Origin of the sequence: Pedobacter ginsengisoli (assembly GCF_030244015.1) — a bacterium.
Taxonomy (GTDB): Bacteria; Bacteroidota; Bacteroidia; order Sphingobacteriales; family Sphingobacteriaceae; genus Pedobacter; species Pedobacter ginsengisoli.
In genome coordinates this window covers 1,511,693-1,527,754 of the sequence record NZ_JASSYX010000001.1, presented here as the reverse complement: position 1 = coordinate 1,527,754, position 16,062 = coordinate 1,511,693, and the positions used below count along the sequence as shown (strand labels likewise).

The window sequence follows — 16,062 nt, the reverse complement described above, 5'->3', positions numbered from 1 at the left end:
AGCGTTTAATTATGTTGCACAGCCGGGTCACTAGAAAGATGGCCCTGATGAATGATCTCTCCGATATCCGACTTAGGTTTTTTAACGCTCTCCCGGGCTTTCGCCTGCCCGTTCTGCTGATGCTCCGGCTCAGCCTCTGGTGCTGCACCCACCGCAAATTTTGCTTTGATGGCATCCATTAACTCTGCAAGCGTTCCGCCCAGCCTTCCCGGGGCACTTGAAATATCATCTCTCAATTCTGCACCTTTTTTTGGAGCAAAAAGTACCGCCAGTGCTGCACCCACGGCCACACCGCTGATCAAAGCAACTGCTACCATGGCAGTGCTATTGTCAGCCTGCCTTATCATTTTTTTCAATTGTTTACCGTATTTCATAGCTGTATGTTTTCTTAATTTAACATACTGACCTTAAAATTGTTCGGTTTTTTTATTGCAAAGTTTCAGATCGTAAAACTCCACAGCGCAGCAGGTTTTACAAAAATGTATATATTTATGTAGCATAAGATCCGTAACCTGCTGCTTAAACCAGGCATGATAAATTTTCAAATTAAAAAAAGACTATGAACATGAGCCTGTCAATTTGGTTAGTTATACTTGGATCCCTGTCTAACCTCCAGTTTTTTCAGCATCCAAAACCAAAAGTTATTAAAGCCGAATTTATTTTTGAAGAAGCACCTTTCAAAGCCTGCCATGCTTCAACAATTGTTGAACTGGAAGATGGTAAAATAATGTCTGCATGGTTTGGCGGCACCAATGAAGGAGCGGCAGATGTAAAAATATGGTCCTCAGTAAGAGATGAAAAGTCATGGAGCAAGCCAAAAGTAATAGCCACCGGCAAAGAAAATGGGAAACCATCTCCGTGCTGGAATCCGGTGCTCTTCATGACCAAAGCCGGTTTGCTGATGCTATTTTATAAAGTCGGACCAAATCCCAGGGCATGGTGGGGCGAGATGAAAACCTCAAAGGACAATGGCAAAACGTGGTCGGAAGCGGTTCGGCTGCCCGCTGGTTTTTACGGCCCAATCAAAAATAAGCCCATACAAATGGAAAACGGGGAAATTCTGTACGGCTCGAGCACCGAAAGCCTTGATGAAAAAACCTGGAATATTCACGTAGAAAAAAGTAACAGTGAGGGAACTGATTTCAAAAAAATCAAAATAGATAACGGGGTCTACGGTGTCATCCAGCCGTCAATCCTCAAGTATGACGATGGTAGTCTGCAGCTTTTGTGCCGAAGCAGACAAAATGTGATCGTAAGCACCTGGTCAAAAGACAACGGAGCAACCTGGCAACCGCTCAAAGCACTTGACTTACCCAATCCAAATTCGGGAACAGATGCGGTAAGCCTTGCGAATGGAAAGCAGCTTTTAGTGTACAACCCCCTCACTGCCGGAAAAAATTGGTGGGAAGGCCGTTCAGTACTAAAACTGGCATCATCCGATAATGGCATTGACTGGAAGGACATATACAAGCTTGAAGAACATCAAAAAGGGGAATACTCGTATCCAGCAATTATCCAAAGTAGTGATGGCCATGTACATATCACCTACACCTCCGAGCGTAAAAAGATCAAATACATTAAATTGACCCTTTAGTCTCCATCTATCACTGATCTTTTGCCGCAAGCTGGATAAAATTCCCGATACGGGATCAGGACCGTACCAGATCCTATTCCCAATCAGATACAATAGCGAAATATCTCAGATTACTAAATCCTACAAAATCTTTGGCTATTTCCTTTCGCAAAAAAATCCACTTTTTGCCCTTCAATTTATATACATAAACATTGCAGGGGAACTTGGGAGTAGTCACCAAGATCTTAAGATCATATTCCTTAGTGACTTCTTCCTGTTTCACATGAAAAGCAAAAATATCAAATTTGGCCCTGGCTGCTTCATTGCTGATTATTTCCTTGACTATCTTAATTGCCCACTCCTTTTTAATTTTATATGTTTTTTTACCTACAGCTTCATCTCGTAATTCATTCCATTTCGCATAATCTTTAGGTCTAAAGATCATATGGTACAATCCAAAAGATTTATCCTCGCGATAAGCTTGAGGTAGTTCCCTGTAAAAAAACTTATGCCCCATCGCACTAACACTATGCAAAGCGATCCTAAGTTTTTCAGGTTGTGCAAGAAAATCAATAGGTTTAGGTAATTTACTTTGATCATCTACCTCGAAGGATGTCAACTCAAACAGAAATCGCTTTTCCTGACCGTAGCATATGTTTAAAGAAAGCAGCATCGCCGGAAAGAAAGCAGTGATGAATATCCGGAGTTTCATATTAACAATATACGAATTCTTAAGATACTTTGATTAAGAGCTACAACAGAAGCAAATTAGCAATTACAGTTCAAATTACACTCAACCTCCGCAAAAACACTAGAAATTATACCCAAAATGCAAACCCGGCTGCCCGAAGAAGAATCTTGACCATTTATCGTCAACCTGTTTAAAGGAATCAGGCATTGTTGATTGATAAGGACGATGAGTAATTGCTATTGAAGGTTGAAAAAAAAGCCTGTCCTTGAAAAGCTTAATGTGATAACCAACAGAATAAGTGTTAAAGATTTGAAAGCCATTGTCAATCTTCTTACCATCATCATTTACAAAACTTTGCAAGGCAGGCATCACGTCAGCCTGAGCAAAAAGTTGCTTCCATAAAAATCTTTGATAATTAAGTGAAACGCCGTATTCACGAATATGCCCCGGAAACCCTTCCCCTTCTGCTTCAAATGATTTTCCATAAGGAATACCAATTGGCCAGGCATATTTCCAGGTTTTAAATTCAAGTGAAACCACATCCTTTCCTGTAATGCGATAACCTAAGTTCAGATAAACCATTCCAGGCGGATTATTATCAGCCACTACATTAGCTATCATAAATAAGGTACTGCCTATAAAGTACTTTCTATAAGAACTGTCCTGTTTGGAATATTGAGCTTTAACTTTTAGCGTGCCTGCCATCATAAAAATCAACGCGAACCATAAAATTTTCTTTTGCATTTCAATAATTAGGGGTTAAACAATAATTCAAAGGTAGATTGGCTAAATGCCATAACTCATTCACTTAAGTTAAGAAATGAACATTTGCTTGTATTTCCATGTGATTTTTTTTTACAGGAATTAATAAATCATCAGGAAACATTAAATTTAACACCCATACCCTCTAAACCTGACAAAAATGCAATTGACTAATGATAAAATGGATCAAATCCTGCTAAATTTTCTAGGGAAGTATGTAAAACTCTCTGAAGAGGAGCAAAATGTTATTTTAGATTTAGCCATTTTTAAAAGTTTTAGGAAAGGAACAATTTTATTGAAAGAAGGTCAGCGCTCAAGGGATGCCTATTTTGTAATTAAAGGATGCATCAGATGCTACTATATGGTTGATGGGGAAGAAAAGACCACTGCTTTCTATACTGAGTCGGAGACCCTTGACCCTCCAGGGGCAATAAACAATACCCCATCTGAATATTATGTGGATTGTCTTGAGGACTCTATTTTGATTGCAGGCAGTTCAGAACCAGATGAAGAACTTTTTGCAAAATATCCTAACTTAGAAAAACTGTGTCGTCTTGTTGCCGAAGATTTACACTCAAAAAGTCAAATGGCATTTGATAATTTTAAGATTTCTACACCGGAGCAACGCTATTTGAATTTGCTGGAAATAAGACCGGATTTGGCTCAAAGAGTCCCTCAATACCATTTAGCGAGCTATTTGGGTATCACGCCGCAGTCTTTAAGCAGAATGAGAAAGAGGCTGGTTAGAAAAGTCTCTTAAAGCATCCCCATCATACAAATCGTTTCTTAACTTAAGGTAACGAGTTTAGGCTTTTATCATTTTTATGTTTGCACAGAACTATTAAAAATGAAAAAAATGAAAATTGTTAACATCCTGATCCTGGTATTTTTTACGACCACAACATTGTTCGCCCAAGAGAATGGCGCCTTCAAAAAAGGAAATAAATTACTCAATATCGGTATTGGCATAAATTCCTCTTATAACGGAGGCATACCTGTCGGCCTTTCTTATGAACAGGGAATCACCGGCAACATCAGCATTGGTGCAAATGCAGATTATCTCTCAAATGAATACCTGTCCCTCAAATTTACAGCCATTTACTTTGGCGTAAGGGCCTCTTACCATGTCAATCAATTATTAAAAATTAACAGTAACAAGATAGATTTATATGGAGGGCCAACCTTTGGCTACAGAAGTTTTTCCTGGAAAGACAATGGTCAAGACCTGGGCGATAGTTACGGAAGCGGACTGTTTCTGGGCGCATACGCTGGCGGCAAATACTTCTTCAACAGTAACCTTGGCATATTTACTGAGCTTGGCGCCATAGGCAGCACCAATGCCAGAATCGGAATAACACTTAAATTTTAAACACATATCTTATGAAAAAGTCAATCTTTGCACTACTGATGGTAGTCACAGTTTTAGTTTCCTGCAAGAAAGATTCAGACAAAAAGCCTGATAACAACTCGCGCACAGTGCGTTATGAGATTACAGGAACTTTTTCGGGACCAACACTGATCGTATCATATACCACTGCCAGTGGTGGTACGACAAATGATCCGGTCACATCGCTCCCATGGACAAAAGAAATTACTTACGCTACAAATGTAACTGCAGCCATTTTCGCAATATCAGGAGATGGAGGAGTTGCTGGTCAAAAAGTAACAGTTGTGGTCAAAAGAGGTGGCAGTCAGGTAGGAGCACCAATTGATGCCGTGGCCGATGCCTCAGGAAGCTTCTCTAAATCTGCTCCGGTTATTGTTTTTTAAAGTATCCTACAGTTTTCATCATCAGCGCATGGTCTATATTACTAAAGGAGCCTCAATAGCTTAGGCAAGTCCTTTTTCACAGAAGGGGTATATCAGCATGATGGCACTACTTGTTCTATTCTTTTAAATGAGAGCGTTAAAATAGATTGTATTCTCAAGCGTTGATATTACAAATTATCGACACAGCCAATTGCAAGACCTTAAAATAAAAAACCGACTCTTAAGGTCCCGGTCGGATAGCGTTCACCATCCAACTGTCTTTTATTGTTCTGCTGACTGTAGCCCAAACTGGTTTGCAAGGCAGTTTTGCCTTTAAGGGAAAACTTATATCCCACCCCGGCACCCATGTTTATACCATTCATGAAATTATTGTTGAGTTGTATGGAGTGACCAAAATCCGCATAGGCGAAAGGCGTATTTTTTTCATTTTTAAAGTAATATCTGGCATCAGCGAAAACCTGAAAAGCACTCTTATAAAAAAATTCGGCATCAGGAGTTTTATACCCTTCCAATCCCAGACCAACTCCAACAGAAAACTTGTCGGTCAGGAAAATACCGTTGATAGTTCTCAAACTTAAAGCCTGTGCAAAAATATCGATTCTATCCCCCTCCTGGCTAAATTTAAAACTTTGAGCTCCCATGTGATAGCCAAACTCAGTAATATTAAAATAACTGCCTTTTGACTTGGTGTTTTCCTGCGCCATCACATGCTGTGCGATGAATGGAATTACTAATAGTGCAATAAACTTAATTTTTTTCATAACTTTTGTTATTATTAGAAATAATTTAATTACAATAAGGTATATACTTAATAAATACTATTAAAACAATTAACTTATTTTAACATTTAGTATACTTTGCATCGCCTTTCTGTTCGACAACACAATATTTTATCTCCTTCTTCTCTTGATTCGCCCTATCCAGGTCACATAGCATTGGCAAAGTTTTTCTCGTTCGTAACTTCGCTCAAATTCGAGGTAAAAAAAGACACCTGCTTGTGAGCAGCGGTACTATTTAGTATTTCCTTTAAAACACGATGCAACAAAGGCGGTAACCTCTCATTGGTAAACTCATTTGAGCACCACCTTTAGCTCAGCATCATTCTCTATTAAACGGTTAATGATCATTTTCTTCGCCTGATAAACTTTCAACCTGACTTTTGTTTTCTCGCGCCGGAGTTCGATATCAAGCGTAGTTCCAAAGGCCTTAATGTCATTTAGCTCCAGATCATCCCACTTAGACGGGAGGTTTGGCCGCAAAATGAAAGAATCAAACCCGGTAGGTTCCAGTCCCAGTATACCTTCAGTGAAAATACGGCAATACAAAGCACTCTCTGCCGACAGATGTGCCATGCCGTTCTCAGGCCAGGCCTCCACAGCATATGGTACCCGAAATCCGGTCAAACGCATTGTGGAATAAGAACTTAGTCTCTCCAAAGCGCGATCCGCCGCCCCTGCCTTAAAGGCGCCCCGAAAAGCATACAAGGTGCCTCTGTCCCAAAAAACCTGATTCCCGTTTTCGCTTGGCTTCAATTCGGTAAGCACTCCATTGTTTGACCATAATTTATCGAATAAGGCATCAAGTGTGCCGGATTTGCGCTGGTTTATTCCCACCACCAACGGTAGACATATCCAGGCCCTGAGCGTACTATTTTCTTTATAATACTTATAAGTATCCAGGCCCTCCATTTTCGCACCGAAATATTGTTCGATTGCCTGTGACATTTTTTTTGCGCGGACATTATAATCTGCGACCAAAGACTGCGGTTTTCCCATCGCCTTCGCCAGTCTGGCAGCTTGAATAAGCGCACCATAATAAAGTGATGAAGTCGACAAATTTGCAGATCCGGTCGGAAACCTCCCCTCCAGTTCATCACTTTCAGAAGCTACAATGCCCTCAGCCGTAATCCTTTTTTTGCTGTATTCCAGGCACCAATCAATCAAAGGCCAGATCTCTTCCGCTTTCCTGCGGTCTCCAGAAGCCAGTAAAAAGTGTGTGGCACCATAGGCGATCATTGCCGCATCTCCGCGGTCATGGGCGCCAAATGGAAAGGTAACATCCAATTCAAACGAAGCCCATATTTTTCCTCCATCTTTTGGCATATTACTTTGAAAAATACGGTAGGCATTCATCGCCGCCTGCATTCCGGTCTGATATCCCAGATAAGAAAAGAAAGGCCCGCTGTATTCTGCCTGGTCATTTGCCCAGATGCCTACATAATAATTACCGCCACCAGGAGAATGTACCAAACCAAGGCGCGAGCGAAAAATACTCTCTGCGGCCCTGATTTTAGAGAAATAAAACAGGGTATTGATGATCTTGTCCGGAGTTCTGAGTACTAAGTTGCCGGCGATGCTATCCAGGAACAAATCCCGCTTGCGTTCGATGTCGGTTAAAGACTTTTCGGGCTCAGGTTCCTCATTCAGACTTGCCGAATAATAGATACCGAAGGAATACTGATCACCGGGATTAATGGTCACAGCAGGCTTTGCATCGGTTGTTATTTTTCTGTGGTATTGTCCATGAAATCCGGTCTCGTTTTGAATCACTTCGGTAGCACCTATTGTGAGGCTTTGCGCCTTTTGTGCATTATTGATGAGTGTCCATTTTTCAACAAAGCAACGCTTGTCCATGGAAGGAAAAAAGGTCCTGACCACTTGTATCCCATCGCGCTGCTTAAAATGAAAACTGATTTTTCCCTGAATGCGGACCGAATCAAGAACGCCTGTTTCAAACTTTTTTTCGCCCAATGAGATTACAGGCAAAACCTCATCCATATACTGGGAACGCAAATAAGCCCTGTACATGGACTCATTGGACTTACTGTATTTCCGAAGTTGCGGAAAGATAATGTCCCTGGTAATTTCAACCTGCTTTGTCTTACTGACCTTGTAGCCAATAATTCCGGATACCAATGAACCTGACATTTCTAAATTATCATCATGAGGCAGGCGACTCTCTTTTGTCAGATCCCAGGTGATGCCATGACCGGAATTGGTTTTCCAGAAAATTTCGTTTTGCTGGGCGAGATCCTGAGCCTGCACCTGACCGGCAACTCCGGAACAAAACACGATCAATAACAGCGATAATAGTTTCAATGAAATGCGATTAATTTGATCATAAAGGACAGGGCTCATAACGGATTGGATTGGTTAGTCGAAGATAACAAAATCTGTCAGCTTCTTTCGTGATTTTCTCCCTCAAAAGCACTGCAGCTCATAATCCGCAGTAATGATTTTAATCCACTCACCTTCTATCATAAGACGGGGTCCTCAGATCATGCCAATATGCATATAAATATCAATATGCTTAATCACTAAAACATGGGTTTAACTTTCAATCACTTCATTAAACCGCCTCTTAAACTCCTCACCATAAATGTTCCTGTATTCTTTGATAAAAGTCTCAAATTTCGTCTTTGCGAGGGAGTGCTTGCCAAGATGTACAAGGGCTTTACACTGCATGACCATAGCCTCCTCGTTGACCTGATCGAAATAAAAGATACAACTTGCAAGTTTGATCAGCAACTCAGGATCGTCAGCGATTTTTATACTCGCCGCAAAGTGCAGATACGCATCAATGATTTCGTTGGATATTTCAGATTTAAACGCATCCAGCCATTCATACTCCACATTAGAAAGGAAACTCCCTTGCTGAACGATCTCCGTCAGCTCATTCACTTTCTGCCGGTCCATTTTTCCTTTGTCATGGAGAATTCGCAGGTACACGTTGTAATCTATTTTGACCCGGTTCTCATCAAAAATGATCTTCCAATACCCTGTTTCCTTAGAGATTTGACAACTATCCATTTTATCGAGGATAAGTTTCAGCTTAGCAATATTTACAGACCTGTTGTTCCTGGCACTATCAACAGACTTATCAAACCAAAGGATCTCCGTCAGTTTCTCCGTGCTGATACCCCGCTCCCATTTAATACTATATAACAATACCACCAGAAAGAGCTCCCGGATTAAAGGAGAAAGCATCTTCGTAATGTCATTTCCTGTCCTGTCAAACACCTGGAGCCCTCCAAAAAGTGATATCGAGTTCTTAACGGCTGGTTTTTTCAGGATAACCGGATCATCCCCTGCTACTTCCATAACCGCATGCGTTAAATTACCAGCCGGGGACTGTTTTTTCTTCCTAAAGTAAAAGAACAGGACGAACATTAAACCAACTAGTGCCAGGGATAAAATATACCAGCCAGCACGGTTCCCAAGCATCTTAACCGATGCGGCGGTATACACTTCCGGGGGTGACGATAAGGTAAATACCTTTACCGCCGTCCTCCTTTTTAATTCATCATAAAGCAAAGTTACAGCAACAAATTCTTTGCTGCGTGAACAATAGTAGAGATCCGCAAATGAACGTATATCATGAAAAGAATATGGGATCATATTGCCCATATAATTATATTCGGGTGATTTTAACGACCCTTTTATCAGTTGCAAACTGGAATTATACCTGTGATTGGAAAAAGTCAATGCGTAATAAGACTGATCTGACTGGTCAACCACCAGGGAATTGGCGAGTGCAAAATCTTCATTTTTTGGTTGCAGTTCGAACAGTTTCCTGAAGCGCTTCAATCTGGCATCAAAAAAGCTAAGTTCATAAATATTCTTTGGATTGAGGATCTGTTCACCTGTCTTGCTGCCGTACCCGCCAAGAAGATACGCTCCACTATCCACCGCCCCGAGGGCTGCAAGGTATCTGGGCATGTAATCGCCTTTGGTCAGGACCATTTCCCAGGTTTTCGTTGAAAATTGATACCTTGCTACTTCGTTTTTATATTGATACTGCCCATATCCGCCAATCATATAAAACGAACTGTCTGCAACAGAATAAAATTTATTCGGATGCCAGAAATTAGTGATCACAGCCGGTGTATCGCATTTTAAATCCCATGTTCTGGTAGAAAAGTCAAAAAACGAAACCAGCTTCTGATCCATATAAAAGTTAAACAGTTTTCCTGTGTGGGGATCATATAAAGACTGGTTCCCGCTTAGCAATGGCTGCCTGCCTGATCTGTAAGATAAAGCCTTCAGCTTTCGGCCAGAAACAGAGTAAACCATAAGAGAGTCTTCAGAAACAATGTAAAGTTCCTCTTTATTCCGGTTAAATGCTACGCTGGCAGCACCAGGTACGTCAATTGCCTTTACCAGGTTCCAGTCGTGGTGCATTTTCTTTATCCATACCGGATTGAGCACATCAGCATTCTTTCCCTGAACTTTTTCCCGGACAACAGGGCCACTTTTCTCATCAAGGGGCCAATGATACCTAAGCTGGCCATCATGCAAGATCTTAATGTCCCGCACCTTCATGGGTGGCACATCTTTCACTTTAAATTCTTCAAAATCATTTGCCCCAAACAAGATCTTGTAACAACCACCTTTCAACTGCAAAGACTGGACGTAGGTCTTTCCAGCAGCGCTGAGCTTCAGTTGTTGTTTTTCCCGGTCAAAGCTCATTTTTATGTTGTGCCAGCCCTTATACATGTCCGCAATCGGAATATCAAAGCTGATTCTGGATAATCGATCGCCTATGATTAGTTTGAAATGTTTATTTTCCAGAAAACGCATATCATAGATCAGGTCGATATTCCGTTTGTTTTGATCAATGACCCTAAACACATATCCAAAATAATCAGTATATCCCTGCATAAAAGAGAGATCAAAAGACAACTGGAAATTGTGGTCCAGACAGAGTGGTTGCGGGCTGAGGTCCAGTGCCGTACGTTTATCCTGAACTACATCATGACCACCAAAAGCCAAACCATAAGCCTGTCCATTGACGCGTGCACCTCCCAGTAACAGAAATATAAAAAAGATCACATAAAACTTCAACTTCATAGTTTTTGGCTGGGAACGCAAGGAATACCACTTTTAAACTGGCTGGTCAGGAAGGCTCGTTTCCTATGACGAATATAGGTTTTTACCGTTAATTTAACATTAACAAATTGATTACATCCGGCATTAACGCCGTTCCTGGAAGTCGTAACTCATCGTTTCCATAAACTAAAAAAGTGCCTTACTGGCAATTGAACGCCGATTTTAACCAAAAAACCTGAGGCGCTACAATAAATTATTTCGTTGGTAATGTTTTGTTAAGATTTTGTTAGGCGACCCCTTCTTACTTGGTATCAATTAACCAAATATACCATGTACAAAAACGAACTCAGGCCGCCATGACCAAAGGCTTCTACGCGAATGCTTACCCAGGCAACAACCAAACAAATTAACTTCTAACAAAAAGGAAACAGTATGAACAGATTCAAATACTTATTTTTATTATTTTACCTTTTCCCGCTCTGCATGCTGGCCCAGCAAAGCCAGGTCATCCGGGGTAAGGTAACCGACTCGACAGACAGGACGCCAATACCCGGCGTAGCCGTAACTGCGCTTAGCGGCAACGACAAGGTCGCCGTCAGTACAGATAAAGATGGAAATTACCAAATTTCAATTCCAGCGGGTGCGGCTGAACTTGCCTTCAGCTATGTGGGCATGAACCCCCATACAGAACAAATTAATGGGCGAACCCAAATCAATGTAGAATTATCAGCCAGCAATGCCGCACTAAACGAAGTCATCGTAGTGGGCTACGGCTCACAAAAGAAGGAAACACTGACAGGGTCTGTAGGCAATATCACAGCGCGGGACATACAAACCACGACCGCCATCAGTCTGGCACAAAAGATCCAGGGAAAAGTAGCGGGCCTGCAGATCCGCCAGAATGGCGGCGAACCGGGAACCTTTGACAATTCCATCAATATCCGTGGTTACGGTGGCAATCCACTGTATGTCATAGATGGGATTGCCCGCGAAGGGGCCGGGGAATTTCAGCGCATTAACCCTGATGACATAGAAAGCATCTCGTTCCTGAAAGACGGCTCCGCAGCAATTTATGGCCTTAGAGCTTCAAATGGAGTAGTGCTCGTGACTACAAAGAAAGGAACAAAAGGTGCGGCAATATTTAATTATAATGGATTTTTAGGTCTTTCCAGCCCAACCGACGTCCCGCGCATGGCCAACGCATCGGAGTGGATGCAAATGAGGAATGATGCAGCATTCCTGGGAACAGGTGCTCCCTTTGTAACCAGAGAGGAGCTCAACAAATACATCAGCGGCGCTCCGGGTTACCAAAGCACCGATTGGTATGACCAGGTGATGAAAAAGAATGCAGTTCAGCAGCAGCACAATCTGTCCGCATCGGGCGGAAGTGAAAAAACCCAATATTTTGTCAGTCTGGGTTATCAGCGTGAAGAAGGTTTACTGAAAACAAACGACATGGGCTTTTATAAGTACAACATGCGTTCAAACCTGACCACCGAACTGACCAAAAACCTGAAGGCTGAGGTCTTCGTAGCCGGCCGTTACGACAACCGCTATGTACCAGGCGAAAACTTCTTCAACATCTTTAAAGGTACCAGGGTGACACTGCCTACCGAACAGCCCTATATCAACGGCGATCCGGCTTATCCTTCTATCGTCACGCCGTCCAACCAGAATCCGGTCGTATTGTCTGACAGGGACATCACAGGGTACAATGAAAGTGTAAACAGAAACTTTCAGTCTACTGTAGCCCTGAACTACACCATCCCGGCCATAGAAGGTCTGAAATTAAGAGCCTCCGCTTCTTATGACATGAACAGTTACTCCAATAAAGACCTTTCGAAACCATACAACCTGTATACGCTTTCCAACAACAACATTGTAAAGCAGCCACAGCGCGTTGGGACGGGAAACATTTCCAATGTATACGACAACAACAATAACCTCACCCTGCAAGGGCAGATCAGCTACAGCAGGCAATTTGGCGGAAAACACAACGTTGGAGGAACACTAGTCGTAGAACAACAACAAGGCTGGAGCAGAAATACGCTGGCAAGGCGTTTCTATGATTTTTATACGACAGATCAGCTCAATTACGCAGGTCTGAGAACACCGGAGGCCAGTGGTATTGAAGGCCAGAGTGCATACCTGGGGTACGTTGGCCGTTTCAATTATGACTTTGCCAGCAAATACCTGGTTGACTTCATCTTCCGCCAGGATGGAAATTATGCTTTTAAAAACAAATGGGGCTTTTTCCCGGGCGCAAGTGCGGCCTGGAGGGTTTCTGAAGAAGGTTTCATTAAAAACAACATACCCGCGATCAGTAACCTGAAACTGAAAGCATCATACGGTACAGCAGGAGCGGCAAACGTGGTAGCACCTTTTCAATATGTTCCGGGTTTTGGCACATCAGGCGGAGGCAACTACGAATTCCAGAACGATTTTCTAACAACCGGCGTTGCCGCGCCATCCATTGTCAATGAAAACCTGAGCTGGACCAAATCAGAATTTCTTGATTTCGGAATTGAACTTGGCTTATGGAAAAACAAACTGACAGCAGAATTTGACGTGTATCAACGGGATACCAAGGGAATCCCGGCCACCAGAAACGTATCACTTCCCAACACATTCGGGGCCAATATCCCGCCAGAAAACCTAAACAGCGACCGCGTAAGGGGTATCGAGTTCTCTCTGGCACACAACAATACCATCGGCGATTTCAAATATGGAATCTCAGGTAACTTCAACTTCTCCCGGCAGATAGACCTGTACGTTGAGGGCTCCAACTTTACCAACAGCTATGACCGCTGGAGAAATCAAAGAGCCTACCGATATCGTGACATCAGCTGGGGATATACTTATGCAGGGCAATTTCAAAACCGGGAAGAGATCCTCCAGCATGCGATTCAAAACGGTGATCAGGCAAACATTCGTGAACTGCCTGGTGACTACAAATTTCAGGACATCAATAACGACGGAGTCATTGACGACAGAGACATGCTTCCTCTATTTGATGGATCCACCCCAAAATTATTTTATGGATTGACCCTTAACGGATCCTACAAAGGATTTGATTTCAACGTGCTGTTGCAGGGATCCGGAAGATATACTGTTCGTTTCAATGAAGTTTATGGAGAGATCCTGGCATTTCGCGGAAACACTCCCGCGTACTTCTTCGACAGATGGCACCTGTCAGATCCATACGATGCAAACAGCGCATGGATCCCGGGTAAATATCCGGCATCGAGGTTCAACGGCGATGTAGGACGGGTGTATACCGAAAGCTCCGTGTGGAGACGCGATGCTTCTTATGTGCGCCTGAAGAGCGTGGAACTGGGCTACTCCTTCTCGCCTTCCTGGTTTACCAAAGCGGGAATTAAAAAACTAAGGGTATATGCAAGCGCTTTCAACCTGGTGACCATTACCGATCCCTTTGTTAAACCGTTTGATCCTGAAAGAGCCGAAGGCCTGTTTAGCGCAGGATTAAACTATCCACTATCCAAGACCTACAACTTCGGTGTAAATCTTAATTTCTAAAGATATGATCATGAGAATCCAAAAAACAATAATATTACTGCTCGCTGCCCTTGCCATCATTCCGATGAGCTGCAAGCGCGTACTCGATCTGGAACCGACAGATAAAGTACAGGCAGACCAGCTGTTCAGCGATCCTGAAGGTGTAAAAGTATACATGGCCAATCTCTATTACCAATTGCCAATCGAAGACTTTACCTTCTTCAGACAAGGAATCAATTTCAACAGCGGCGACCCCAATAACGGCGGTTTTGCACCCGCTATGGTGACAGACGAGGCCATGCACACCGAATTCGGAGACTTCATTGGCAATGACGATTTCAAATGGTGGGAACAGGGCTACAAACTCATCAGGGAAGTCAACCTGATGATCGATGTCATCCCTACCCTTTCAATAAACGAAGCCGATAAAAAAGCGCTGATCGGAGAAAGTGCATTCATCAGGGCTTATGCTTATTTTTCGCTGGCCAAGCGTTATGGCGGCGTCCCGCTCATTAAAGGTTCACAGCCTTACGGCACACCTGAGTCCCTGAAAGTGCCCAGAAGTACAGAAAAAGAGACCTGGGACTTCGTATTACAGGAATGCGATCTGGCCATTGAAAATTTGGGCACAGATAAAGGACGGCGGGCCAACAAGTATACCGCCTACGCGTTAAAATCCAGAGCAGGACTGCATGCTGCATCCCTGGCAAAATTTGGAAGCCGCGCGCCATTAACAGGTGATGCCGTCACCCAAAAATTCGTCGGTCTGGATGCGAGCCTGGCTGCAGGGTATTATGAAGCCAGCATCAAGGCCTCAGAAGCCATCATGAGTTCAGGTCAGTACGGTTTATTCCGGCCAAACCCGGCCAGCCCGTCAGAGGCAGCTGAAAACTACAGGCTCCTTTTCGAAAGCCCAAACAGCGCGCCGGAAGAAGCGATCATGATTAAGGGATATGCATTGCCGGGCACTAATCTCGGGCACAATTATGACATCTGGTATCAGCCTGCGCAATTGGCAAACGGCTGGCCACACCCGGGCCGGATGAACCCGACCCTTGACCTGGCAGACACCTACGAAAGCTATACAGATCCAGGTAAGAGCGCACCCATCATCACTACCCAGGACGGGCAATTAGGCGATTACAACGGCTACGATCCGAATAAAAATTACCGCAGATACGATACACCCAACGAAATCTTCAAGGACAAAGATGCGCGTTTATGGGGTACAGCAGTCCTTCCCGGCACAACCTGGAAGAATACACCGATCATCATACAGGCCGGTTATGTAAAACCTGACGGTCAGGCTGTGATCCGCACCAAAGATCAGATCACCATCAGCGGTCAAACCTACCATACCTATGGCGCAGCTAATGTGACCCAATATTCAGGTTTTGATACCTATGGCGGAAACAACACCAGAACAGGGTTTTCCTTCAAAAAGTTCCTCAATCAGCAGAAACCAGTAGTCGCCGGATGGAACCAGAGTACTAATGATTTCATGGAATTTCGTTATGCTGAGATTTTGCTGAACTACGCGGAGGCAGTAGCAGAAAGCGGATCAGGCAACAGTGCAGCAGCAGCCAAAGCGCTCAACGATGTACGCAAGCGCGCCGGGCATACCGTAGACGAACCGTTGACAACAGAAAATGTTCAGCGGGAAAGAAGGGTTGAACTTGCCTTCGAAAACAAAAGATTCTGGGACCTGATCCGCAGAAGAGAATACCATACCCTGTTCAATAACCGCAGCATGCATACGTTATTGCCGCTTCAGGACTTACGCGCATTACCTCAGACCAAATACATTTTCGTTCGTGTAGTTGTGCCAAATACCAACCCAAGGACTTTTGAAACCAGAAATTATTACAGATACATACCCGGCATAGGAACGAATGGTCTAGTACAAAACCCTCAGTATTAAA

The 16,062-nt window shown here is 43.2% G+C and carries 12 protein-coding genes; 6 read left to right on the top strand and 6 right to left on the bottom strand.

Annotation, left to right across the window (positions count from 1 at the left end; translation table 11 throughout):
• Positions 1 to 5 precede the first annotated feature (5 nt).
• Positions 6 to 374 carry a YtxH domain-containing protein gene (locus tag QEP08_RS06605; protein ID WP_285056696.1) on the bottom strand — a complete coding sequence of 123 codons (369 nt, stop codon included), beginning with the start codon at positions 372 to 374 and terminating at the stop codon, positions 6 to 8.
• Positions 375 to 565: 191 nt separating this feature from the next.
• Here QEP08_RS06605 and QEP08_RS06600 point away from each other — a divergent pair, with 191 nt between their 5' ends.
• Positions 566 to 1,594, top strand: coding sequence for a sialidase family protein (locus tag QEP08_RS06600; RefSeq protein ID WP_285056695.1), 1,029 nt, complete (start codon positions 566 to 568; stop codon positions 1,592 to 1,594).
• Positions 1,595 to 1,667: 73 nt separating this feature from the next.
• Here QEP08_RS06600 and QEP08_RS06595 read toward each other — a convergent pair whose 3' ends face one another.
• A complete protein-coding gene (locus QEP08_RS06595; RefSeq protein WP_285056694.1) occupies positions 1,668 to 2,285 on the bottom strand; it encodes a hypothetical protein in 618 nt (205 codons plus the stop codon).
• Between the two features lie 99 nt (positions 2,286 to 2,384).
• Positions 2,385 to 3,008 (bottom strand): hypothetical protein, encoded by a 624-nt coding sequence (locus QEP08_RS06590; RefSeq protein WP_285056693.1) that lies wholly within the window; start codon positions 3,006 to 3,008, stop codon positions 2,385 to 2,387.
• 178 nt (positions 3,009 to 3,186) lie between these two features.
• Between QEP08_RS06590 and QEP08_RS06585 the strand changes: the two genes are divergently transcribed.
• From QEP08_RS06585 to QEP08_RS06575, 3 genes are all read left to right on the top strand, one after another.
• On the top strand, positions 3,187 to 3,786 hold the full coding sequence (locus QEP08_RS06585; RefSeq protein WP_285056692.1) for a Crp/Fnr family transcriptional regulator: 600 nt from the start codon (positions 3,187 to 3,189) through the stop codon (positions 3,784 to 3,786).
• Positions 3,787 to 3,882: 96 nt separating this feature from the next.
• The gene (locus tag QEP08_RS06580) at positions 3,883 to 4,395 is read left to right on the top strand and encodes a hypothetical protein (protein ID WP_285056691.1); all 513 of its coding nucleotides are present in this window, start codon (positions 3,883 to 3,885) and stop codon (positions 4,393 to 4,395) included.
• 11 nt (positions 4,396 to 4,406) lie between these two features.
• The gene (locus QEP08_RS06575; protein WP_285056690.1) at positions 4,407 to 4,796 is read left to right on the top strand and encodes a hypothetical protein; all 390 of its coding nucleotides are present in this window, start codon (positions 4,407 to 4,409) and stop codon (positions 4,794 to 4,796) included.
• A 200-nt stretch (positions 4,797 to 4,996) separates the two neighbouring features.
• Here the strand turns inward: QEP08_RS06575 and QEP08_RS06570 are convergent, their stop codons facing one another.
• The 3 genes from QEP08_RS06570 to QEP08_RS06560 form a co-directional block, all read right to left on the bottom strand.
• A complete protein-coding gene (locus QEP08_RS06570; protein WP_285056689.1) occupies positions 4,997 to 5,557 on the bottom strand; it encodes a hypothetical protein in 561 nt (186 codons plus the stop codon).
• A gap of 309 nt (positions 5,558 to 5,866) precedes the next feature.
• Complete coding sequence (locus QEP08_RS06565) at positions 5,867 to 7,894, bottom strand: six-hairpin glycosidase-like protein (protein ID WP_285056688.1); 2,028 nt, start codon at positions 7,892 to 7,894, stop codon at positions 5,867 to 5,869.
• A gap of 231 nt (positions 7,895 to 8,125) precedes the next feature.
• Positions 8,126 to 10,645 carry a galactose oxidase gene (locus tag QEP08_RS06560; RefSeq protein ID WP_285056687.1) on the bottom strand — a complete coding sequence of 840 codons (2,520 nt, stop codon included), beginning with the start codon at positions 10,643 to 10,645 and terminating at the stop codon, positions 8,126 to 8,128.
• Between the two features lie 411 nt (positions 10,646 to 11,056).
• Between QEP08_RS06560 and QEP08_RS06555 the strand changes: the two genes are divergently transcribed.
• Together QEP08_RS06555 and QEP08_RS06550 are read left to right on the top strand one after the other, a co-directional pair.
• The gene (locus QEP08_RS06555) at positions 11,057 to 14,161 is read left to right on the top strand and encodes a SusC/RagA family TonB-linked outer membrane protein (protein ID WP_285056686.1); all 3,105 of its coding nucleotides are present in this window, start codon (positions 11,057 to 11,059) and stop codon (positions 14,159 to 14,161) included.
• 10 nt (positions 14,162 to 14,171) lie between these two features.
• Entirely contained in the window at positions 14,172 to 16,061 is a 1,890-nt protein-coding gene (locus QEP08_RS06550; protein ID WP_285056685.1) for a RagB/SusD family nutrient uptake outer membrane protein, read from the top strand.
• The last annotated feature ends 1 nt before the right edge of the window (position 16,062 follow it).